Annotated in this window: 19 protein-coding genes; 9 read left to right on the top strand and 10 right to left on the bottom strand. The window is 69.5% G+C overall.

Annotation, left to right across the window (positions count from 1 at the left end):
• Nucleotides 1–40: 40 nt before the first annotated feature.
• The 3 genes from ABEA93_RS29315 (at nucleotide 41) to ABEA93_RS29325 (ending at nucleotide 3,389) form a co-directional block, all read left to right on the top strand.
• On the top strand, nucleotides 41–1,243 hold the full coding sequence (locus ABEA93_RS29315; protein WP_345678920.1) for an XdhC family protein: 1,203 nt from the start codon (nucleotides 41–43) through the stop codon (nucleotides 1,241–1,243).
• 167 nt (nucleotides 1,244–1,410) lie between these two features.
• Entirely contained in the window at nucleotides 1,411–2,775 is a 1,365-nt protein-coding gene (locus tag ABEA93_RS29320; protein WP_345678845.1) for a hypothetical protein, read from the top strand.
• A 197-nt stretch (nucleotides 2,776–2,972) separates the two neighbouring features.
• A complete protein-coding gene (locus ABEA93_RS29325) occupies nucleotides 2,973–3,389 on the top strand; it encodes a hypothetical protein (protein WP_345678846.1) in 417 nt (138 codons plus the stop codon).
• 214 nt (nucleotides 3,390–3,603) lie between these two features.
• On the opposite strand, the gene ABEA93_RS29330 is transcribed toward ABEA93_RS29325, so the two are convergent.
• The 7 genes from ABEA93_RS29330 to ABEA93_RS29360 form a co-directional block, all read right to left on the bottom strand.
• Complete coding sequence (locus ABEA93_RS29330) at nucleotides 3,604–5,208, bottom strand: WxL domain-containing protein (RefSeq protein ID WP_345678847.1); 1,605 nt, start codon at nucleotides 5,206–5,208, stop codon at nucleotides 3,604–3,606.
• A gap of 16 nt (nucleotides 5,209–5,224) precedes the next feature.
• Entirely contained in the window at nucleotides 5,225–6,838 is a 1,614-nt protein-coding gene (locus tag ABEA93_RS29335) for a WxL domain-containing protein (RefSeq protein ID WP_345678848.1), read from the bottom strand.
• Between the two features lie 16 nt (nucleotides 6,839–6,854).
• Nucleotides 6,855–8,468 (bottom strand): WxL domain-containing protein, encoded by a 1,614-nt coding sequence (locus ABEA93_RS29340; protein WP_345678849.1) that lies wholly within the window; start codon nucleotides 8,466–8,468, stop codon nucleotides 6,855–6,857.
• Nucleotides 8,469–8,487: 19 nt separating this feature from the next.
• Nucleotides 8,488–10,107 (bottom strand): WxL domain-containing protein, encoded by a 1,620-nt coding sequence (locus ABEA93_RS29345; RefSeq protein WP_345678850.1) that lies wholly within the window; start codon nucleotides 10,105–10,107, stop codon nucleotides 8,488–8,490.
• Nucleotides 10,108–10,171: 64 nt separating this feature from the next.
• Nucleotides 10,172–10,384 (bottom strand): hypothetical protein, encoded by a 213-nt coding sequence (locus ABEA93_RS29350; RefSeq protein ID WP_345678851.1) that lies wholly within the window; start codon nucleotides 10,382–10,384, stop codon nucleotides 10,172–10,174.
• Between the two features lie 139 nt (nucleotides 10,385–10,523).
• Nucleotides 10,524–12,227 carry a hypothetical protein gene (locus tag ABEA93_RS29355; protein ID WP_345678852.1) on the bottom strand — a complete coding sequence of 568 codons (1,704 nt, stop codon included), beginning with the start codon at nucleotides 12,225–12,227 and terminating at the stop codon, nucleotides 10,524–10,526.
• 221 nt (nucleotides 12,228–12,448) lie between these two features.
• Entirely contained in the window at nucleotides 12,449–14,071 is a 1,623-nt protein-coding gene (locus ABEA93_RS29360) for a WxL domain-containing protein (protein ID WP_345678853.1), read from the bottom strand.
• A gap of 489 nt (nucleotides 14,072–14,560) precedes the next feature.
• On the opposite strand from ABEA93_RS29360, the gene ABEA93_RS29365 reads away from it, so the two are divergent.
• The 3 genes from ABEA93_RS29365 (at nucleotide 14,561) to ABEA93_RS29375 (ending at nucleotide 17,741) form a co-directional block, all read left to right on the top strand.
• On the top strand, nucleotides 14,561–14,989 hold the full coding sequence (locus ABEA93_RS29365) for a hypothetical protein (protein WP_345678854.1): 429 nt from the start codon (nucleotides 14,561–14,563) through the stop codon (nucleotides 14,987–14,989).
• A gap of 319 nt (nucleotides 14,990–15,308) precedes the next feature.
• A complete protein-coding gene (locus ABEA93_RS29370; protein ID WP_345678855.1) occupies nucleotides 15,309–15,686 on the top strand; it encodes a hypothetical protein in 378 nt (125 codons plus the stop codon).
• Between the two features lie 1,047 nt (nucleotides 15,687–16,733).
• The gene (locus ABEA93_RS29375) at nucleotides 16,734–17,741 is read left to right on the top strand and encodes an ArsR/SmtB family transcription factor (RefSeq protein WP_345678856.1); all 1,008 of its coding nucleotides are present in this window, start codon (nucleotides 16,734–16,736) and stop codon (nucleotides 17,739–17,741) included.
• Here ABEA93_RS29375 and ABEA93_RS29380 read toward each other — a convergent pair.
• Nucleotides 17,718–18,023, bottom strand: a complete 306-nt coding sequence (locus ABEA93_RS29380) for a DUF397 domain-containing protein (RefSeq protein WP_345678857.1) — start codon at nucleotides 18,021–18,023, stop codon at nucleotides 17,718–17,720. The genes ABEA93_RS29375 and ABEA93_RS29380 overlap by 24 nt on opposite strands.
• Nucleotides 18,014–18,847: a helix-turn-helix domain-containing protein gene (locus ABEA93_RS29385; RefSeq protein ID WP_345678858.1), complete on the bottom strand. Its 834-nt coding sequence runs from the start codon at nucleotides 18,845–18,847 to the stop codon at nucleotides 18,014–18,016. Before ABEA93_RS29385 ends, ABEA93_RS29380 begins: the two co-directional genes overlap by 10 nt.
• Nucleotides 18,848–18,963: 116 nt before the next feature.
• Between ABEA93_RS29385 and ABEA93_RS29390 the strand changes: the two genes are divergently transcribed.
• From ABEA93_RS29390 to ABEA93_RS29400, 3 genes are all read left to right on the top strand, one after another.
• Nucleotides 18,964–19,341 carry an ATP-binding protein gene (locus ABEA93_RS29390; protein WP_345678859.1) on the top strand — a complete coding sequence of 126 codons (378 nt, stop codon included), beginning with the start codon at nucleotides 18,964–18,966 and terminating at the stop codon, nucleotides 19,339–19,341.
• Nucleotides 19,342–19,393: 52 nt separating this feature from the next.
• Entirely contained in the window at nucleotides 19,394–20,041 is a 648-nt protein-coding gene (locus ABEA93_RS29395) for a TetR/AcrR family transcriptional regulator (protein WP_345678860.1), read from the top strand.
• Nucleotides 20,042–20,129: 88 nt separating this feature from the next.
• Nucleotides 20,130–21,014 (top strand): alpha/beta fold hydrolase, encoded by an 885-nt coding sequence (locus ABEA93_RS29400; protein WP_345678861.1) that lies wholly within the window; start codon nucleotides 20,130–20,132, stop codon nucleotides 21,012–21,014.
• A gap of 63 nt (nucleotides 21,015–21,077) precedes the next feature.
• On the opposite strand, the gene ABEA93_RS29405 is transcribed toward ABEA93_RS29400, so the two are convergent.
• Complete coding sequence (locus tag ABEA93_RS29405; RefSeq protein ID WP_345678862.1) at nucleotides 21,078–22,517, bottom strand: flavin monoamine oxidase family protein; 1,440 nt, start codon at nucleotides 22,515–22,517, stop codon at nucleotides 21,078–21,080.
• Nucleotides 22,518–22,524 lie beyond the last annotated feature (7 nt).

Below are 22,524 nucleotides of genomic sequence, written 5' to 3' on the forward strand. Positions count from 1 at the left end.
TGATCCTCGGCGTCTTCCGAGCAACCGTGGGGAGATGACGATGTTCGACATCGTGTCCGAGCTGACCGCGTGGAAGGCCGACGCCAAGCCTTTCGCCCTGGCCACGGTCGTCGACGTCGCCGGCAGCGCGCCCCGCCTCCCCGGGGCGGCGCTGGCCGTGAACGCGGACGGCGAGGCCGTCGGCAGCATCTCCGGCGGGTGCGTGGAAGGCGCCGTCTACGAACTGTGCCGCGAGGCGCTGGAGACCGGAACCCCGGTGCTCCGGCGCTTCGGGTACAGCGACGAGGACGCGTTCGCCGTCGGCCTGACGTGCGGCGGCGTGATCGACGTGTTCGTACACCCGGAGCCCGCCGCGGACGCGGCGCTGCGGTCGATCGCGGACCGGCGCCCGGTCGCGGTCGCCCGGGTCGTCGCCGGTCCCGCGCACCGGCTCGGCGCGACCCTCGTCGTACACGGGCCCGACGAAGCACTCGGCAGTCTTGGCGGCACGCCGGCGTTCGAGTCCGCGGTCCGCCGCGAGACCGCCGCGATGCTCGACACCGGCCGCTGCGGCCGGGTCACCTACGACTCCGACGGCCGCCCGTGCGCCGCCGCCGGGCCGGACAGCGCGACGGTGTTCGTCGAGGCGTACACGCCGCCCCCGCGCATGATCGTCTTCGGTGCGGTCGACTTCGCCGCGGCGGTGGTGAAAGTCGGCAAGTTCCTCGGCTACGACGTGACCGTCTGCGACGCCCGCGAGGTCTTCGCGACCCGCCGCCGCTTCCCCGACGCCGACCACGTCGTCGTCGACTGGCCGCACCGCTACCTCGATTCGATCGAGGTCGACGGCCGCACGGCGCTGTGTGTCCTCACCCACGACGCGAAGTTCGATATCCCGCTCCTGAAACGGGCGTTGCGCCTCCCCGTGGCCTACGTCGGCGCAATGGGCTCGCGCCACACCCACGAGACACGCCTCGCCAAACTCCGTGAAGTCGGCCTGACCGAAGCGGAGTTGGCACGCCTTCGCGCCCCCATCGGCCTCGACCTCGGCGCCCGCACACCCGAGGAGACGGCGATCGCGGTGGCCGCGGAGATCATCGCGCACCGCCGCGGCGGGTCGGGTGTACCGCTGTCGGTGACCCGCGGCCCGATCCACCACGACGGCCGCGGATCGATCCCGCCGTCGATCACTCCATCGATCACCCCGTCACTCGCCCCGAACGCGCCCGCGCGCAGCGCGCCGACGGGCCACCACGCGGCCTGAGCCCCGCCGCGCACACGCCCCCAATTCGGATTCATCGCCCGGCCTTTCACAACGGTTTCGTGTACTCGACACGTGTCGACCTTGAATTCCGTTTATCGGCCGTTGACATCGCATGATGAACCAGCGCTTAATGGCAGGCTGGACTTTCGATCCCGGAGGGGAGCCAGGTGCACGAAAGGACAAGATCGATACGAAGTCGGCCGCGCCGCACGGGCGTCGCCGCCGGGGCCGCGCTGGCCCTGTCGGCCGCCGGACTGGCGGCCGTGCTCGCGCCCGCGGCCAACGCCGCGGCCCCGGTGACGCTCACGACCCACTGCGTCCTCCCGGCCGGCCTGGGCGAAGGGGAGGGACCGCAGGACGTGACCGTCGAACTCACGCCCGCGGTCGTCGCCCCCGGCGGCTCGGTACACGCCAAGATCACCCTTGGCCCGGGCAGCACCGCGAACGCGACAGGCGCCGCGCAGGCCCCGACCACACCGAGCATCGACCTCGTGATGCGCGGCGGCGCAACCGGCACCGTCACGGTGACGGGTCCCGAGGTACCGCTCGACTCCGCCCCCGGCGTGGTGCCGATGATCCCGCCCTACGAGGGCGACTTCACGGTCCCGGCGGAGGCGAACGGCCCCATCGAGTTCACCGTCGGCAGGCTGGTCACGTCCGTGCGGACGGACACCGACCCGCAGCAGACCGTCTGCGCGGTCGTCGCGGGCGGCGACCTGGCGGCGGCCGCGGTCACCGCGGACGTCAACGCACCGCCTACACCGACACCGACCCCGTCGACACCGGCCACGCCGACGTCACCGGGACGGCCGACGGCACCGTCTACGTGGACGCCGCCGACCACCCCCACCCAGCCGAGCGACCCCGCGGCCTCGCCCACGGCGGACCCGACCGGCTCGGCACCGGGGACCGCCACGGGCACCCCGCCCGCCACCGGCGGGGCGACATCGGCCCCGGCAACCCCGGCAGCCGGCGGCACGCCGTCCACCCAGGCGGCCGCACCACCGGCCAAGGCACCCGCGCAGGTACCCGCGTCACCCGCGCGAGCCCCCCTCGCCGCGGACGGCACCGGCCCCGGCGCGCAACCCGCCGCCGTCCAGCTGCCGCCCACGCTGGCCATGGCCCAGAACGGCGGGGCGATCGACTTCGGCACGGTCGCGCTCAACGGCCAGGCCCAGACGGTCAACGGCACGCTCAACCAGGTCACCGTCACCGACGGCCGGGGCACCAACCTCGGCTGGTCGCTCACCGGCACCATGAGCGACCTCCTCTCCGCCAACGGCACCGACAAGATCCCGGCCGGCAACATCGGCTGGACTCCGTCGTGCGCCGCCCAGGAGGGCAGCCTCAGCCAGGTCGCCAACGGCCCGGCGGGACAACTGGGGGCGGTCCCGACCACGCTGTGCAGCCAGGCGGCAAGCGAGCAGACCACCGGCGGCGTCTTCACGGCGGACGCGGGGATGACGCTCACCACTCCGCAGTTCACCGCCTCGGGCGGTTACACGGGAACGCTCACGCTGACCCTGATCTGAGCGGCCTCACCGGTCGACCGCGGACCGCCTGCCGGAATCCGGCAGGCGGCCGCACCACCGGTACGGCGCCTCTCTCAGCGTGCGGCACCGCACCAACCCGCGGTGCCGCACCCCGGCGGGTACCCGCCCTCCACGGCGCCATCGTGCATTCCGACACGTTCTCGATCGGCACCGAGAAGGGAAGCACCATGACATCCGTGGCCAAACGTTTTTCCGCAACTGCCGCCGTAGCGGCGGTCGTGACCGCGGGGACGGTCGCGCTGGCGGGGCCGGCCGCGGCCGCGCCGGGGAATGCGACGTACGACTGCGGATCGGGATTCTCCGCGGTGGGCATGAAGTTCGACCGCAGCGCGACCAGAGTCGTCGACACGATCAACGTGCCGATCACTACCCCTGTCACCATGCAGGTGAGTGCGGCCCTCGACGGCGTCGGCACGCTGACCGCGACGCTCGCTCCCGGGTCCTACCCGGCGATCACCCTCATCAGCCAGCTGGGGTACCCGACGCTCACCACCGCACCGCACGTCGTCTCGATCACGTACGCCGGCAACGGCGTACCCACCGTGGTCTGGAACTGCATCCTCACCTCCGACCAGGGAGGCTGGCCGGTCTGACCGAGCCGCCGCACGCACTCCGCACGGCACGGCAACGGCAGCAGCCCCGACGCGCGTCGCGCGTCGGGGCTGCTGCCGTTGCCGTCCGATCCACCATCACCGGAATTCGGCGTGTCGCCGCTTTCGCGAATTCGCACCACCCCACGGCGCCACCCGGAAATACCGCCGCGGCACCGAATTCACGGCCTTCCCCTTCCTTTTTCCGATGCGTCGATCAGATGAGCGTGAGCGTCAACGTCCCCGTGTAGGCACCCGCCGCACCGAACTTCGGTGTGGTCAGGGAGACCTCGGCATCCGCGGTGAACTTGCCGCCCGAGGTCTTCCCGTCGGCGGTGACGCTGCACAGCGTCGATGCCGAACTCAGCGGGCCCGCCTGTCCGTTCGCCACCGAACTCAGGCTCCCCGCGGTGGCGGCGCACGAAGGCGTCCACGCAAGGTTCCCCGCCGGGATCTTGTCGGACCCGTTGGCGGCCACCAGGTCGGTCATCGACCCGGTGAGCGACCACCCCAGGTTCCCGCCGCGCGCGTCGACGACGGTCACCTGGTTCAGGTTCGCCTTGACCGTCTGCGCCTCGCCGTTCATCGTCACGGTCCCGAAGTCGAGACCGTCAGCGGCTTGCGTCATCGCCAGCGCACCGGGCGCCAGCGTGACCGACGCGTTCTGCGTCTGCGCCGGGACGGAGCGCACCGTGAACGGGATCAGGACCACGGTGTCCGACGACGGGTAGCGCACCCGGATGTGGGTCGTGCCGCTTTCGCTGATGGTGAGTTGCGTACTGAAGGCTCCGTGGCCGTCGGTGTTTCCGTCGACCGAGTCACCGGTGATGACGCCGTCCTTGTTGACGGCCGCGACCTCGACGTTGTCGATCGCGGGCCAGTTCTGCCCGGTGACGGTGACCACGTCACCCACGCCCCCCACGTTCGGGGTCGCGGTCGCGGTGGCCGGGTCGGTCGGCACGTAGGTGCTGACGGCGATGGGGTACGACGCGAACTTGACCCCGTCCGACACCTTGACCGTGTACGAGCCGTCCGCCGCGAACATGCTCAGCGTGGCCTTGCCGGACAGCTTGCCCTGCCCGTCGATCACCAGAGTGTTGGCGCTGAACCCGCCCGCGTTGCAGTTGGTGCCGTCGGGTGCGCACAAGAGCAACTGAGGTGCCGCGCTCGGCGCGAAGTTGCTGCCCGACAGTTCGATGTCCCACGCCTGATGGGACTCCGCCGGGCCGGTCAGCACCGGATCGGCGGTCTGCTGCCCCTCCACCGCCAGCGTCGCCACGACCCCCGGCACCTGGCCGGCCGCCGGATCGCACGACGTCGTCGACTTGATGGCGCCCAGGCTGGTGACCGTCCGGTAGCCCTTCGGCGCCAAGGTCAGCGTCCCCGGTGCGGTGAGCACGAACGTGCCGGTCATGTCGGAGACTCGCAGCGGCTCCCCGGGATTCGCCGGCGGGTTCACCGCCGGGCCCTGGATCTGCACCACATCCGTCTGGGCGCCGGACAGCGCGATGTCGCCGAACGGCTGCGTCGAGTTCTCCGGCACGCCCGCCGGGCTGTTCACCGGGACGGTGTTGTACGCCTGCCACTTCCAGTCGATCCGGACCGTCTCCCCGACGGCGTACGTGTCCTTCACCGGCGACACCGTGACGTCGGCCCTTGTCAGCGATTCCCCGACCGGCCCGATGAAGTCGTTCTTGCACGCCGACGTATAGCTGACCTCCGTCGCCTGCGCCCCCGGCGCCACCGCGACCACCGCCCCGGCGATCCCCAGCAGACCGGCCAGGACGGCCGCGCGTGTTCGTGCCGCTCTTCGCGTGTGCATGTCGGTGCGCTCCTTGTCAGATGAGCGTCAGGGTGAGGGTGCCGGTGTAGCCCCCGGCGGCACCGAACTTCGGCGTCGTCAGCGAGACCTCTGCGTCGCCGGTGAACTTGCCGCCGGACGTCTCCCCTTCGGCGGTAACGCTGCACAGCGTCGACGCAGCCGAACTCAACGGCCCCGCAGCACCGTTGGTCACCGTGCTCAGGCTCCCGGCCCCGGCCGCACACGACGGCGTCCACGCCAGGTTCCCGGCCGGAATCTTGTCCGTCCCGTTCGCCGCCACCAGATCGGTCATCGACCCCGTCAGCGACCACCCGAGCGTGCCGCCACGAGAATCCGTCACCGTCACCTGGTTCAGGTTCGCCTTGACCGTCTGCGCCTCGCCGTTCAGCGTCACCGTGCCGAAGTCCAGACCGTCACCCGCCTGCGTCATTGCCAACGCACCCGGCGCCAGCGTCACCGACGCGCTCTGCGACAGCGGCGGAACGGTGAGGACGGTGAACGGCGCGTCGACGTTGAGCGCACCGAAGTCGGAGAGGCGGATCACGGTGGTCGCCGGGTTCGAGATCGTCATCGCCGCGGTGATGTTGCCCATCTCGTCGGCCACCGCGTTGTCCATGCCGCCCAGAATGTCTCCGTTGGCGTTGGACTCGTACACGATGACGCCGGTGAGCGGCGGGAAGTTGACGCCCTTGATGGTGACCATGTCACCGACCTTCCCCGCACTCGGAGTCGCCGTCGCGGCAGGCTGCCCGGCCGGCACATAAGGCGTGATGCTGATCGGGTACGACGCCGATTTGGCCCCGTCGGAGACCTTCACCAGGTACGCACCGTCCGGCAGTACGGTCGGGATGGTCATCAACGTCGCTTTGCCGGACAACGCGCCTTGCGCGTCGACAGCCAGGGTGTTCGCGGTGAACTTCCCGGCGTCGCAGTTCGAGCCATCGGCGGCGCACAGCGACAATTGCGGCGTGGCGTTGGGCGCGAAGCCGCTGCCGGTCAGCTCGATCTCCCACCCGCGGTGGGACTCCGGCGGCCCCGACAGCACCGGGTCAGACGTCTGCTGTCCCTCCACGGCCAGCGTCGCCACGACCCCCGGCACCTGACCGGCCGCCGGATCGCACGTCGTCGTCGATGAGATGCCCCCGAGGTTGGTGACCGTCTTGTAGCCCTTCGGTGCAAGAGTCAGCGTCCCCGGCGCGGTAAGCACGAATGTGCCGGTCATATCCGTGACCTTCAGCGGCTCCCCGGGGTTCGCCGGCGGGTTCACCGGCGTCCCTTGGATCTGCACCACACCGGTCTGCGCACCGGACAGCGCGATGTCGCCGAACGGCTGCGTCGAGTTCTCCGGCACGCCCGCCGGGCTGTTCACCGGGACGGTGTTGTACGCCTGCCACTTCCAGTCGATCCGCACCGTCTCCCCGACGGCATACGTGTCCTTCACCGGCGACACCGTGACGTCGGCCTTCGTCGACGACTCCCCGACCGGCCCGATGAAGTCGTTCCTGCACGCCGAGGTGTAACTGACCTCCGTCGCCTGTGCCCCGGGCGCCACCGCGACCACCGCTCCGGTGATCCCGATCAGACCGGCCAGGACGGCCGCGCGTGTTCGTGTCGTTCTTTGCGTCTGCATGTCGGTGCGCTCCTTGTCAGATGAGCGTCAGGGTGAGGGTGCCGGTGTAGCTCCCGGCGGCACCGAACTTCGGCGTGGTCAGCGAAACCTCGGCCTCGGCCGTGAAGTTGCCGCCGGAGGTCTTCCCGTCGGCGGTGACGCTGCACAGCGTCGACGGGGTCTGCCCCAACGCTCCCGCCGTACCGCTCGCGACCGTGCTCAGACTCCCGGCCCCGGCCGCACACGACGGCGTCCAGGCGAGGTTTCCCGCCGGGATCTTGTCCGTCCCGTTGGCGGCGACCAGGTCGGTCATCGACCCGGTGAGCGACCACCCCAGGTTGCCGCCGCGCGCGTCGAGGACGGTGACCTGGTTGAGGTTCGCCTTCACCGTCTGGGCTTCGCCGTTGAGCGTCACCGTGCCGAAGTCCAGACCGTCGCCGGCCTGAGCCATCGACAGAGCCCCGGGCGCCAGCGTCACCGACGCGTTCTGCTGCACCGCGGACCCGGTGATCGTGAACGGGAACCTCACCGCCGTGTCTTCGTTGCCGCCTTGCATGACCTGGATCTTGCGAACCCACTCGTTGTCGATGGTGAAGTCCGCCGCGAACTTGCCGTCCGGCGTCGCCTTGACGCTGACGACCGGGGCCAGCCAAAAGTCGTCGGAGTCGAGGGCAAGCACCGCTATTTCGGCGTTCGCGTCCCAGTTCTCGCCCGTGACGTGCACGACGGTGCCGATCGGCCCGCTGGTCACATTCCCGATCGCCGTGTGCGGCCCGCTCGGCACGAACTTCGTGATCGTCATGACGTGCGTCGCGGACTTCGTCCCGTCCGAGACACGCACCGCGTACGAGCCGGTCGGGATGCCCAGCCCGGCGATCGTCGCTTTCCCCGACAGCTTGCCCTGGCCGTCGATGACCAGGGTGTTCCCGGCGATCTTCGCCGCGTCGCACGCGCTGCCGTCCGCCGCGCACAGCGACACCTGCGGTGTGGCGTTCGGGGCGAAGTCGTGCCCGGTGAGGTCGATCGTCAGGCCGGGCATCGAGTCGCTCGGGCCGTCGAGCACCGGTTCGGTGCTCTGTTGCCCTTCGACGGCGAGCGTCGCGGCGATGCCGGGCACCTGTCCGGCGGCCGGGTCGCAGAGGGTGGTGGACTTGGCGATGCCGACGTCGGTGACGGTCTTGTAGCCCTTGGGTGCGAGGGTGACCGTGCCCGGCGAGGTGAGCCGGAGCGTGCCGATCATGTCCGCGACCTTGAGCGGCGTTCCCGCGTCCGCGGCCGGATGCTGTGCCGGGCCTTCCAGCGCGACCGCGTCGGTCTGCGCGCCGGACACGATGATGTCGCCGTACGGGGTCGTGGAGTTCGCCGGGATGGTCGTCATCGGACTGTTGGCCGGCACGTTGTTGTAGGCCAGCCACTTCCACGTGACGGTAACCGTGTCGCCGACGCTGTAGGTGGCCTTGACCGGCGATACCGAGATGTCGATCTTGGTCGCGGTTTCGCCGACCGGACCGAGGAAGTCGTTCTTGCACGCCGAGGTGTAGTCGACCTCGGCGGCGTGCGCGGCCGGTGCGCTCAGCACCACCGCCCCCACGACGCCGAGCGACGCCGCCACCGCGGCCGCGGAGGCCCGGACAGTTCTTCGCCCTTGCATCAGGTACCGCACTCCTTGATCAGATAAGGGTGAGGGTGAGCGTCCCGGTGTAGCCGCCGGACGCCCCGAACTTCGGTGTTGTCAGCGCCACTTCCGCGTCGGCGGTGAAGCGGCCGCCCGACGTCTTGCCGTCCGCCGCCACGCTGCACAGCGTCGAGGCCGCCGAACTCAGCGGACCGGCGGTGCCGTGGGTCACGGTGCTGAGGCTCCCCGCCCCGGCCGCACACGACGGCGTCCACGCGAGGTTCCCGGCCGGGATCTTGTCGGTCCCGTTGGCGGCCACCAGGTCGGTCATCGAACCCGTCAGCGACCACCCGAGCGTCCCGCCCCGCGCATCCGTCACCGTCACCTGGTTCAGGTTCGCCTTGACCGTCTGCGCCTCGCCGTTCAGCGTCACCGTGCCGAAGTCCAGGCCGTCACCCGCCTGTGTCATGGCCAAGGCGCCCGCGTTGAGCGTGACCGACGTGGTCTGGCCGCTCTGCCCATGGATCGTGGTGAACGGGATCCGCACGACCTCGGTCGCCGAGGTGCCGCGCCGGACGCGGATCGTCGCCGTGGCCGGGTCGGTGACGGTGAACTGCGTCGGCGGGAGGACCCCCTCCGCCGTGGCGAACACGCTGATGCGGCCGAGCAGCGGAAAGCCGTCGGCATCCAACGCGTCGATGCCGACGCCCCCGTTCGCGCGCCAGTTGTCCCCGTGGATGGTGACCACAGTCCCGACGGGCCCGGTCGTGATGTCGGCGACCGCGGTCGGCTTGCCCACCGGAGTGAATACCTTGATGGTGATCGGCGCACGCACCACCGACACCCCGTCGTAGACCTCGACCAGGTACTGCCCGTCGGGCAGACCGGTCGCCGCCAGTTTCGCGGTCCCGGCGAGCGTGCCCGAGCCGTCGATCGTCAGGTTCCGCGCGGTGAAGCGGCTGCTCAGACAGTTGTTGCCGCCGGTCTCGCACAGCTTGACCTTCGGTGTCGCGTTCGGCGCGAAGCCCGTGCCGCCGAGTGCGACGTCCGCGCCCGGCCGCACCTCGCCCGACGGCACGACAAGCTGCGGCCCGGCCGGGATCTCTCCGGGTTCGACGATGATCGACGTCGACTTCGTCGGCGAGGTCACCGGGAGGCACTGGGTCTCCGCGTCGAACGTCCCGAAGGCCGTGAACGTCGAATACTGCTTCGGCGTCAGATCGAGCGTGCCCGCCGCGGTCAGCAGCATCGGCGCCGACATGTCGGTGATGATCAGCGGCTGCCCCTTGGGCGTCTGCGCGTTCTTGCGCTCGCCTTCCACGGTGAACACGCCGTTCTGCGCGCCGCTCAGGGTGATCTGCCCGACGGGCAGCGTGGAGTTCTCGGGCAGATAGTCGATCGGACTGGCCTCCGGCACGTTGCTGTACGCGCCCCACTTCCACGACACGGTGACCACCTCGCCGACGCGGTACGTCGGCTTGGCCGGCGATACGGAGATGTCGACCTTGGTCTCGGACGGCGGAATCGGCAGCCCCGGCGCCAGCACGTTGGTGCACTGGGAGGTGTAGGTCACCTGCTCGGCGTGTGCCGCGGGCGACAGCACGACCGCTCCGACGGAAGCCACGGCTCCGGTTAGCAACGCGACGGCCAGCCGACGTAGTTCGAATCTGGGCATGGTCTCTCCTTGGTGCGGAGCATCCGGCTGATCGAGGGCCGGGCACAGCGCTCTGTTGGGGATGTCAGATGAGAGTGAGCGTGAGCGTTCCGGTGTACGCACCCGCCGCGATGAATTGCGGCGTGGTGCGGGTGAGCGCCGCATCGGCGGTGCCGGAGTTCACGGTGCCGAAGCTGTCCGCGCCCGCGGCACACGACGGAACCCAGGCGAGGTTCCCCGCCAGGATCTTGTCCATGCCGTTGGCCGCGACCAGGTCGGTCATCGAACCGGTGAGCACCCAGCCGAGGTTGCCGCCGCGCGCATCCTGACCCAGCGGATGAAGCACCGGCCCCGGGCGCGCGGTTCATGCGCCCGGGGCCGGTACTGTGCCGTCCGCATTGTCCGGGATCACGAACTGCCGTGGTCCCGGCGCTGCGTCACGGGGTGATCGTGAACGACGCCTGCGCCTTCTTGCTCGGGGCGAAGGTCTCCGACGCGACGAGCGCAACGGTGTTCGGGTCCTGGATCTTCGTCCAGGTCACCCAGTTGCCCGCGCAGTCCGCCTGCGCGTAGCTGTAGTCGTCGGTGACCTGGCCGGCCGCGTTGATGCCGTAGATCTTGATCCAGGTGCAGTTCGCGTAGTCCTTGCCGGTGATGGTGACCCAGGTGCCGAGCGGACCGTGGTCCGGCGACAGGCTGATCCAGCGCTGCTGCACCGTGATCGGCGCGGACGCCGAGACGCCGGCCGCGGTGACCTTGACGGTGTAGTTGTTGAACGCCACGCTGCCGCCGATTGTCACGGAGCCGCTGAGCGCGCCGCTCGCGTTGACGGACAGCGTCGAGTTGGTCAGCGACGCCGCGTTGCAGTTGTTGCCCGCCGTGTCGCAGAGGGCAGCGGTCGGCGTGGCACCCGGCGCCCAGTGGGCGCCGCTCAGGTTCACGACACCATTACGGTGCGTGATCTGCGTGGAGACGGCCACGGTCGGCGGCGCGGTGACGACGGTGAACGGCATGAAGGCGACGTTGGTCGAGGAGATGCCCTCGCGGACACGCACCTTGGTCGTCGCCGCATCGGTGATCGTGTACTGCGCGGAGACGTTCCCGTCAGGGGTGGTGAAGGCCGAGTTCGTGCTGCCCGTCAGATTGCCCGCGGCGTCCATGGCGACGACGGTCACGTTCGAGTTCGGCTTCCATCCGCTGCCGGTGATCGACACATTGGTGCCGACCGGGCCCGTGACCGGCGTCATCGTCGCGTTGCGGACGCCCGGCGTGGGCACGAACGCCTGCACGGTGATGGTGCTCGACGCCTGCTTCGTACCCGCCGTCACGGTGACCGTGTAGCTGCCGTCCGGGATGCCCGCGATCGGGAGGGTTCCGGTGCCGCCGAGTTCCCCGAGCGACGAGATCGCCAGGGTGCTGTTGCTGATCGCCGAGGGGATGCACGCGCCGCCCCCGGTCGGGCAGACGTCCACCGTGGGGGTCTGGCCGACCGGCCAGCCGAGGCCGACGAAGTTGAGGGTGTATCCGGGGCGCACCGTGCCGACCGGCGCGGTCAGCGTCGGCTGCTCGGAACCGGGGCCCTGCACGTTGACGCTGCCGATGCTCGTCGCGCCGGAGACCACATCGCAGGGGGTGTTGTAGGTGCCGCCGAGCACGACCGTCTTGGTATTGGTCTGGATCGGCGTGAAGTTCACAACACCCTGGGCGGTGTTGGGCAGGACGAAGTCGCCCTCGTAGGTGGGGATGATCACCGGCTGACCGTTGGTGGTGCTGATCGGGACGGTCGGACCCGTGACCGTCACGTTGCCGGTCGCCCCACCGCTCATCGCGAGCTGGATGGACGGCGTCGTGGGGATGTTGGAGAGGGTCTGGGTGCTGTTCACCGGACCCGCGCCGAGCGTTACGACGGCGTGCACCTGAGTGCCGGGCGCCGCGTTGGCCGGCGTGAGGGTCACGTCCATGCTCTGCGGACCGGTGCCTTCACCCTGGCCTACCGGCAGCACACAGTGCACGGTCGGGGTGGTGGTACCCGCATAGGCGGCCGGTGCCAGCGCACTCAGCCCGACGCCGCCGGCCAGCAGGCCGGCGCTCACGAGCGCGGCGCCGCCACGCCGCGACAGGACTCTTCCGAAACGAGACACAGGTCTCCTCGACTACTCGCGTACGGAACGGAATGGGAAGGAACCATCGGCCGAAGCAGTGCTGTGTTTGCCGATGCTGGGGCCCGGCAACCGTCGGGTTTCGGCCGCGAACACGGCGAGCCCCCGGCGCATCGTTTGCGTCGATCCCATGGAACTGGAGTCGTACGGTGCGCCGGGGGCCCGGCCGTTCATCCCCACAAGGGGGCCGACGTCCGAGGACGTCAGATGAGGGTCAGCGTGAGCGTCCCCGTGTACGCACCCGCAGCAGCGAACTGCGGGGTGGTGAGCGAGATTTCCGCGTCGCCGGTGAACTTGCCACCGGACGTCGCACCGTTGCTGGCAACGCTGCACAGCGCCGACGGCGTCGTGCCGAGCGCGCCCGCAGTGCCGTTCGTGACGGTGCTCAGACTGCCCGCGCCCGCCGCACACGACGGCGTCCACGAGAGGTTGCCCGCCGGGATCTTGTCGGTCCCGTTGGCCGCGACCAGGTCGGTCATCGAGCCGGTGAGCGACCAACCGAGGTTGCCGCCGCGGGCGTCGAGGACGGTGACCTGGTTGAGGTTCGCCTTGACCGTCTGGGCCTCACCGTTCAGGGTCACACTGCCGAAGTTCAGACCATCCCCGGCCTGCGTCATCGACAGCGCGCCCGGCGCGAGGCTCACGGACACACCCTGCGACAGCAGCGGGGTGGTACGCACGGTGAACGGGATCAGCACGAGCTTGGTGGCCGAAATTCCCTCACGGACGCGGATGTTGACGATGTCCGGGTCGGTGATGGTGAACGGCGCAGAGAACGAGCCCCACGCGTCGGTGAACATCGACTGGGTGGTGCCGATAAGGGAACCATCAGCCTTCATGCCGACGACGGAGACGTTGCTGTTCACCCGCCAGTTCTTACCCGAGATCGTGACGGTCTCGCCGACGCCCGCGACGTTGGGCGAAGCCTTGGCCTCACGCGGGTCGGCCGGGACGTACATCGTGATGTTGATCGGGTACGAGGCGGACTTGACGCCGTCCGACACCTTGACCGTGTAGCTGCCCGCCGGAACCTTCGAGGGGTCGGCGCTCAGCGTGGCCTTGCCGGTGAGCTTGCCCTGACCGTCGATGGCCAGGGTGTTGGACGCGAACCTGGCCGCATCGCAGTTGCCTCCGTCGGCCCCGCACAGCGAAAGCTGCGGCGTGGCGTTCGGCGCGAAGTTGCTTCCGGACAGGTCGATTTCCCAGCCCGCGTGGGACTCGGCCGGGCCGGTGACCACCGGGTCGGCGGTCTGCTGACCTTCGACCGTGAGCGTGGCGGAGATGCCCGGGACCTGTCCCGCGGCCGGGACGCACGTGGTCGTCGACTTCGCGATGCCGGCGTCGGTGATGGTCCGGTAGCCCTTGGGAGCCAGGTTCAACGTGCCCGGCGCCGACAGGGTGAACGTGCTGGTCATGTTCTCGACCTTGAGCTCTTCACCAGGCGCCGCAAGGGGGTTCTTCTGCGGCCCTTCGAGCGTCCACACGTCCGACTGCGCGCCGGAGAGCTGGATGTCGCCGACCGGCTTGGTCGAGTCGGCAGGCACCGAGATCGGGCTGTTGAGCGGAACCTTGTTGTAGGCCAGCCACTTCCACGTCACCGTGATCTGGTCGCCGACCGTGTACTTGTCCTTGACGGGCGACACCACGATGTCGACCTTGGTGGGGGTGTCGCCCACCGGACCCATGAAGTCGTTGGTGCAGGTGGACGTGTAGTCGACCTCGGCAGCCTGGGCGGCCGGCGACGACAGGATCACCGCGCCTGTCACCGCCAAGACCCCCGTCGCCACAGCGGCCGTGACCCGCCGGGGGCGCATTCTTCGCATCACCAGGACTGTGCTCCTTCGTGAACGGCCCTGCTGCCGGGGGCACCAGGGATATCGGCCGCAGCCGCTGCCCACGATCGAGATCACCAGTCGTCGGCGCCGGGCTAGTGGAACGGCGTGCGGAGGATCGATGGTTCCCGCGGAACTTGCCTGGAATAAGCCCCGAAGTCAATAGGAAAAACAGGTCCTCACCAGTCGACACGTGTCACCAGGAAACGAACCTGACGGTGCGACAGAAAGACGTTATAACCAATCGGTTGCACACGGAACGAAGTGTCCCGATAAACGCCTCGATGCTTATTGACGACATACAGATCAAGCGCTTCACTGTGTGGTGGGCCGCCTCGGATTCGACCGGCCCGCACCAGGCTCCACCGGTTAGGGCCGTTGCCCTGTCCGTGCACCACGCAATCCCGTCGTCAGACCCGGAACGAGCGTCGCGTGCATCATGCGGGCGTCGCGCCGGGTCGGATCCGAAAGGAACGCAGAGCCTTGTCCAAGATCAAGCGCATTGCGGCCGCCGCCGTTGCCACGGCCGGCCTCACGACCGGCGTCATCGTGATGGCCTCCCCGGCGATGGCCGCCCCCGGGTACGCCACCTACAGCTGCACCGGTTTCGGTTCGGTGGACACCGAGTTCGTCCGCTCCGGCACCGCCCTCACCCTCAACGCCGACCTGAGCGGGTCCGGCGGCTACACGGTCCCGACCGGCGGGGCGACGATCAATGCGACCCTCGACGGCGTCGGCACACCGACGGCGACGCTGGCCGCCGGCCACTACGACACCATCAGCCTGACCAGTGGGCCGAGCTTCCCGACCCTGACCCACGCTCCGAGCCAGATCATTCTGAGCATCCCGGGCGGGACCCCCTCCTCGGTGACGTGCAACCTGACGGCCGACAACGGGGGCTGGAACGTCTGATGACCCGTCGACTCCACTGACGCCCCGCACTACGGGGCAGTCCGGCCCGGCTCCGAGCGCCCACGGTTCTCGCTCCTCGTACCGCTAATACGAGGAGAGCCGCGGGCGCTCTCGGCCCGGACGCACCGGCAGGGGCCCGTTCCGTGGGGCTCGGCGGGCGTTCAGGGGGTCAAGGTTAACAACTGTGCATGTCCGGCGGGTTACTCCGAACCCGGCAGCACACGCGGAGTCCCCGCCCGTCCGGGCGGGGACTCCGTCGTATCTCCGGCGCCTTTCATGAGCTCTTCCCCAACGAGCCTTCGAGAGAGGGATACCCGATTTGCCCGCATTGCGAAGCACCCTGATCTCCAGCGCAGCAGTCGCCCTCACGCTCGGCTCCTTCGCGGCGGCTTCGCCCGCAGCAGCAGCCCCGGGCTACGCGAGCTACACGTGCCCGTTCGGGCAGATAGACACCGAGTTCGTGCGTTCGAGTAGCCAGCTGACCCTCACCATAGACGGCACGACCTACCCGAATGGGACGACTGTGACGGCGTCACTCGACGGCACCGGCAGCCTCACCGGAGTCCAATCCGGCCCTCTGCTCACGCTCGTCGGCGCCTTCCCGACACTCGTCGCGGCCCCCTCGCAGATCGGGTTGACCGCGGGTGGATCCGTCACCTGCTACCTCATCGCAGACAACGGCGGGTGGCCCGTCTGACGACTCACCCTCGGCACCGCACACCGACGCCTCCGCCCACCCGGGCGGAGGCGTCGCCGCATGTCCGCATTGCAGCCGAAAAGCCGATCTTGCACAGCCGGAACTGGTGACACGTGTCGCTCTTTACGCCGGCGAGGCGCCGCACCACGAGGCCGAAAGAATCATGGTCAGTCACCGTTGACATGGAGCGATGAAGAGTCTTTAATCGGATCCTCGGAAGCGCCGTCCGGAGACCCCGAGCAACCCCTCCGGAAAGACCATCGCGCGATCGGCCGGGATAATCTCTCGGACGCTTGCGAAACATATGATCGATTATTTTCAAGCGCGGCTATTCGGTCGCGCTAATGGCATTTTCGCAATTACTCGCCGAGGCTCGTCCGCGGTATTCCGTCGGCCGTGCCCGGATATCCCGGAGCCGGGGATTTTGGTTGCCGTGAAACAGAGTCCGGCGATCCGCGCCACAGCGTGTTCGCGGGCCTATTCGCTGAGCCCTCGGCTGCGGCCGCATCTATTACCAACACACCGGTCGGGGCAAAACAAACGTTGTGTGTGCCAGGCCGGGAAGACGGCCCGGAGTCGGGACCTGACAGAGCGTCACATCGGCGCCATTCGGCGCTTCCGAATTTCCCCGGGCAGACGGCCGCTCACTCCTATCGCCGCATACTCCGGGCCCTCCATCGTGGACAACAGACGGAAGCGGTAGGGCGATTCGGAGCATGAACAGAACCGGGCCCGCGAGCCTGCGGTCGCCGCGCGAGCCGGCCGCGGCGGCGCCGACACGCGTTCCGGCTGCAAATTGGGGTTAGACGGTCGCAGTGCCGCGCAGCGTCGGCCGCCCAAACGCTCCGAGCGCTGCCCTCTGCGCTCGCAGCCGTCAGTGGGACGGCGCTGACGGCGAGCTGGCGCGTGGCGGCCCTGACGGACTGGGCCCGGATGGCAACGAGCCACGGCACCGGGAGGCCGGGCGTGCGGGCGGTGACCCAGAGCGACATGCCCCATACGCTGCGGGTTTTCGTGTTGGCACGTAAATGATTTAGCCTGTGCCGAATGATGCCGGAAGCGCGGTTTGTCGGCGGGGTCGTCGACATCGAGTTCACCGCTGACGACGTTGCCCGGACGCGCTTCGCGGTCTCCCCGCTGTGGGAGGTCGTGGCCAGCGTCCGCGTGCTGATGGGTGCGGACGAGCAAGGCCTGCACCGCGTTTGGACCCACCAGGCCCTCGACCGGATCGCCGCGGCGAAGCTCCGGATCCCGATGCTCACCTCGCTGGTCGAGGTCCCGACACTGAGCATCCCGGGCTTCCTTGCGGCACCGCCGACGACGGCGCACCCCACGCTCGACCTCGAACTCGCCGCGCTGCGGGCAACACCACCGGAGTTGGTCCGCACGTCGCCGCTGGGGCCGGTGCGGGCGGTGGCGGCGATGCGGAAGGATCCGGCGCGGTCGCTGGCGATGCTCGCGGAGGAGATCGAGGCGTACTGGGAAGTGGCCATGGCGCCGTTCTGGCCGCGCGTGCAGACTCTGGCGGAGGCCGATGTCCGGTACCGGGCCAAGAGGTTCGCGGAGGGTGGGGCGCAGCGGCTGTTCGCTGATCTGAGCCCGGATGTGTCGTGGCATGGCGACACGCTGCACTTGAGGCACCGGTTCACCAGCGGGCGGAAGACGCTCGGTGGCCGCGGACTGCTGCTCGTACCCTCGGTGTTCGTCGTACCCGAGGTCTTCGTGACCCTCGGGTACGACGAACCCCTGCCGACGCTCCGGTACCCACCACGGGGGGATGTGGGCAACCAGGCGTGGCAGCCGAGGCCGGAGCCCGGCTCCGCGGCGTTGGCGCGCATTTTGGGGCGGGGGCGCGCCAACATTCTCGCGGAGCTTGGGGCCCCGGCGTGCACTGCGGACCTCGCCCGACGGCTCGGGAAGACGCCGGGCGCGATCTCGCAGCATCTGGGGGCGATGCGGGCTGCCGGACTGGTCAGCGCGCACCGCAGCGGTCGGATCGTGTTGTACGCCCGAACGCGGGTGGCAGAGGCGCTATTTGAGCGCCCCGGTGAGTGAGGCCCAAGAGGTGGAGGGGATGAGGAGGTGGCCCCGGGTCGTGTCCTTGGAGTCGCGGACGGGGACGAGGGTGTCGGCCACCATGTTGACCTCCACGCACTCACCACCGTTGCCACCGCTGTGCGAGGACTTCCGCCATGCGTCGGCGACTTCCACGCAGTTGCCTCCTGTCCCGTTGCTGTAGGAACTTGTGCGCCAACTTCGCGCTACCTCCACGCAGTTGCCCCCAGTGGCGTTGCTGTAGGACGACTTGCGCCAGCCCGCAGGCTGCACTACGCGCATTCCGAATAGCCTTCCGCGACTGTCGAGATCAGTTCGAGTGAGGCCATCGGCGACAAGGCGACAGCCCTAGCGAGATCGTAGGACTGTCGGTAGCTGGCTACCAGCGTTGGATCATCCAGCAACAACCCAGTGTGCACGCCCTCGACGTAGGCCAGCGGCGGAGCATCGTCGAAGGTCATCAGCATGAGCGACTCACTGATGTGCCCCTCGGCGCCAGCCGATCGAGGCATCACCTGCACCACGATGCGTCGAGCGCGGATCAGGTCGATGATGTGCCAGAGCTGGTCACGCATCACAGCCGCTTCACCGACGACGCACTGAAGCACGGCTTCGTGCAGCACGAACCAAAGCCGCGGCCCTTCGGCGTCCTTCACGATCGCTGCACGCTCCAGCCGGGCACGCACTCGCTCGCCCACAACGTCATCGGGCACCCAAGGCACCACCGCGTGCGTCAGCTCACGCGCATACTGCTCGATCTGCAGCAGGCCAGGCACGATCATGGGCGCGAACTCGGAGATGCTGTCCGCCCGCTGCTCGAGGTCAACGACCCCGGCAAAGTAGACCGCGTGCTTGGTCTGGTTGACCAGCTCGCACAGCCGGGCCAGCAGGCCACCCGTCTTCAGGATCCCGTCGAGGCGGACGGACATGTCCAACTGGGGTTGGCGCACCGCCGCCTCGATCTGGCCGAGATACGCCCCCGAGCAGAACACCAGCTCCCCCAACCGGTCTTGCGTCAGGTTTGCTTGCTCGCGCAGCCGGCGAAGCTCGGCACCGTAGAACGCACGTGGTGACTTCGACGGGTCCAGGTACTTCGGGCTGCCCATGATCCAATCCCCCTGTCCGGCTTCGCCGTTGCTGGCTGGCCAACGCTGTCAAGACTAACTCCGGACAGCGACGCTGGAACCACACTCTGCAACATTTTCGAGAAGGGGTTCCACTCATGCCACCCGCTTTCGAACGCGTCTTCGACCTCCCCGACGACCCGCGCGCCGCCGGTCTCGCGCGGGCGCACACCCGCGCCTTCCTGCGCGGACGCTCGCTCGCCACCCTTTCGGATGACGCCGAACTGCTCGCTTCCGAGCTGGTGACGAACGTGATCCGGCACGCCGGCGGCCGTCCGCAACTCACTCTCACGAAGGACGCATCCGCGGTTCGCATCGGCGTGTCGGACAAGGGTTTCGGTCTCCCCTCGCTCCAAGCCCCCGACCTGGACACCCTGACCGGCCGCGGCCTGTTCCTCGTCGACCGCCTGTCGGCGCGGTGGGGATTCACGCGTGAGCCAGACTGTTCGACCGTGTGGTGCGAACTGGCCACCTGACCCGCCCCGCCCCCGCCCGCGCCCGAGCCCGCGTACGACCCCAGGAGTCCCAGTGACCGCCAGCAACCCCGGACCGTCCGGAACCGGCACCGGACCCGGCCCCGGACGCCCGCGTGACCCGCGTACCGACGACGCGATCCTCGACGCCGTCCGCGAGCTGCTGCGCGAACAGGGCTACAACCGGCTCAGCATCGAGGGCGTCGCCCGCCGCGCCGGGGTCTCGCGTCCCACCGTCTACCGCCGTTGGCCGACCAAGGCGCACCTCGTCCACGAGGCCGTCTACCCGGCCCAGGACGTGCACTTCACCGCGCCCGACGACGACTCCGCCGAGTCCGCCGCCGGGCGCGACTTCACCGACGACATCGAACGCTTCGTGGAGGCCGCGCTGGTGTCGTTCCAGCGACCGGAAACCGCCTCCGCGGTCCCCGGCCTCCTCGCCGACTACCGCGACCAGCCGGAACTCCGGGAAGCCCTGAACACCCGGCTGGACGCCGTCCGCGCCGCGTTCCGCGACCTGGTCGACGCCGCGGTCGCCCGCGGCCAGGCCCGCGCCGACCTTGACGCGGACCTGCTCTACGACACCCTCAGCGCCGTCGTCCTCTACTCCACCCTGAGCAGCAGCCGCCGTGTTGGACCGGGCTTCGCCCGCTCCGTCGCCGAGCTGGTGGTGCAGGGCGCGGGACGCCCCGCGGCCGACTGAGCCCCCCGCTCGAACCCGTCAGGCATTGCAATCCCCGCATCGCCTGAATATTTTACGAGGCGTAACGTAAAGAAATACGGAGGGCCTCATGGCGACCACCCCCACCCCGCTCACCGAGCCGTCGATCCACAGCGACGGGCTGAACCGCGAGCGGATCCACGCGAACGGCATCACCTTCTCGGTGGTCGTCGAGGGCGACCCGAACGGGCAGCCGGTCCTCCTGCTGCACGGCTGGCCGGACTCCTCCGCGCTGTGGCGGTACCTCGTCCCGGTGCTCGCGGACGCCGGATTCCGCGTCATCGCGCCCGACCTGCGCGGCTGCGGCGACACCGACCGTCCCGAGGACGAGTCGACCTACGCGATCGCGAACATCCTCGCCGACGTCAACGCGATCCTCGACCACTACGGCATCGACAAGGCGCACGTCGTCGGCCACGACTACGGCGCCGTCCTGTCCTGGTCGTTCGCGGGCTACTTCCCGCAGCGCGTCGACCGGCTCACCGTGCTCTCGGTCGGCCACCCGAACACCTTCAAGGAGCGCAGCGTCGAGCAGAACGCCAAGTCGTTCTACGTGCTGCTCTTCCAGTTCCGCGGTGTCGCCGAGACCTGGCTGTCCCAGAACGACTGGGCCAAGCTCCGCGAGTGGCTGGCCAGTTCCCCCGACGTCGACGAGTACGCCCAGCACCTTGCCCGCCCGGGAGCCCTCCAGGCCGCCCTCGCCTGGTACCGCACCAACGTCACCCCGGAATCCCTGGTGACCGACGCGCTCCCCACCCCCACCGTGACCTCCCGCACGATGGCCCTGTGGGGCACCGAGGACATCGCCCTCACCGAGGACTTCATCACCCGCTCCGCCGAGCACGTCGACGCGCCGTTCCGCTACGAGCGCTTCGAAGGTGCCGGGCACTGGCTTTCCCTCGAACGCCCGGCCGAGGTCAACAAGTTCGTGCTGGACTTCCTGACCGGGGAGTGACCCGCGGGTGGCGGCGCAAGGTCACACCGTGACCGGCGCGCCGCCACCTCCGGCGCCACCTCGTCAGGAAGCGCCCACGACCCGCGTCAGCTCGCCGAACGCGACCGGCGCGCCCAGGATCCGCTCGGCGACCCGGTGCCCGGACTGGAAGGCGCCGTCGACCGTGGCCGGCGAGGTCCCCCAGGTGGCTTCGCCCGCGAAGTGCAGGACGCCGTCGACCGGTTCGCCCAGCGCGTCGTGGTCGCGGTGCGACGAGCCCGCGGCGATGTAGGAGTAGGAGCCGAGGGCGAGCGGGTCGCTGCCCCAGCGGGTGATCCAGTGCGCCACGGGCTCGGGCACGGCGTCGCCGTAGATCGCACGGAGGGCACCGACGACTGACGCGACGATCTCGTCGTCCGTCTTCTGCTCGATCTCCCGTGCCCACGCACCCCCGGCGAAGGTCAGCAGCATCGGCTGACCGCTCACCGCGGAGACGTCGTACCAGGAGTGCCACGGGACGCCGGGGCTTCCGTGCTGCCGGATCGCGTAGACGCCGTCCGGCCAGAACCGGTCCGGGAACTGCAGGAAGACCTTGTTGAACACGCCCATGCCGAGCCGCGCGATCGGTCCCGCGACGGCCTCGGGCAACGCGGGCGTGAACGTGATCGCCCCGGCCTTGAGCACCCCGAGCGGCACGGTGACGATCACGTGGCGGGCCTCGAAGGACGCGTCCGCGGTCTCGACCCGCACGCCGTCCGCCGTCCTGGCGACCGCGGTCACCACGGTTTCCAGGCGTACGTCGAGGCCTTCGGCGAGCGTCCGGGGAACCACGTCGTAGCCGCCCGGGAAGATGACCTCGTCGCCGTCGATGGCGTCCTCGTCGAGGCCGTGCGCGTCGACCTGCTCGATCTCTGCGCCGCACTGCTCCTCGGTGCGGTGGCGGTAGAAGGCCCGGAGGCGTTCGACGCGTCCGGCCTCCCAGCCGGTCTCGGCCAGGGTGCGGTCGGTCGCGGTGGCGTAGCTCTCGCCGGGAGCCGCCGCCGCGGCGGTGCGCAGGAGCGCTTCGTCGGCCGCGGCGACGTCGGCGATCCACTGACGGGTCGCCTCGTCGTCCAGCCGTTGCCGCGACTCGTCGTAGTCGGCGATCGGGCGGCCGCCGGCCTGGAAGCTCCCCACGGTGAACTCGCGCGTGTCGATCCCGAGCGCCTCGACCAGGTGCGCGAGCGGGTTGCCGTTGATCCCGTGGATCCACGAGGCGCCGCGGTCGACGGGGAACCCGGCCTCGCGGTCCGTCCACATCCGCCCGCCGATGCGGTCCCGGGCTTCGAGCACCACCACACGCTGTCCTGCGTCGTGCAGCAGCCGCGCCGCCGTAATGCCGGAGATTCCGGCTCCGACGACGATCGTGTCCAGCATCTTCCACCGTTCCCAGGGGACGTTCAGTCGGCATTTGGGAGCGTATCGGGCCGAATCCGGGTGCCGTGTGCGGGGCCGACCGTGCGAGTCGGCCCCGCGGATCGGCACCCGTCCA

Origin of the sequence: Yinghuangia aomiensis, from assembly GCF_039542225.1 — a bacterium.
Classification (GTDB): Bacteria; Actinomycetota; Actinomycetes; order Streptomycetales; family Streptomycetaceae; genus Yinghuangia; species Yinghuangia aomiensis.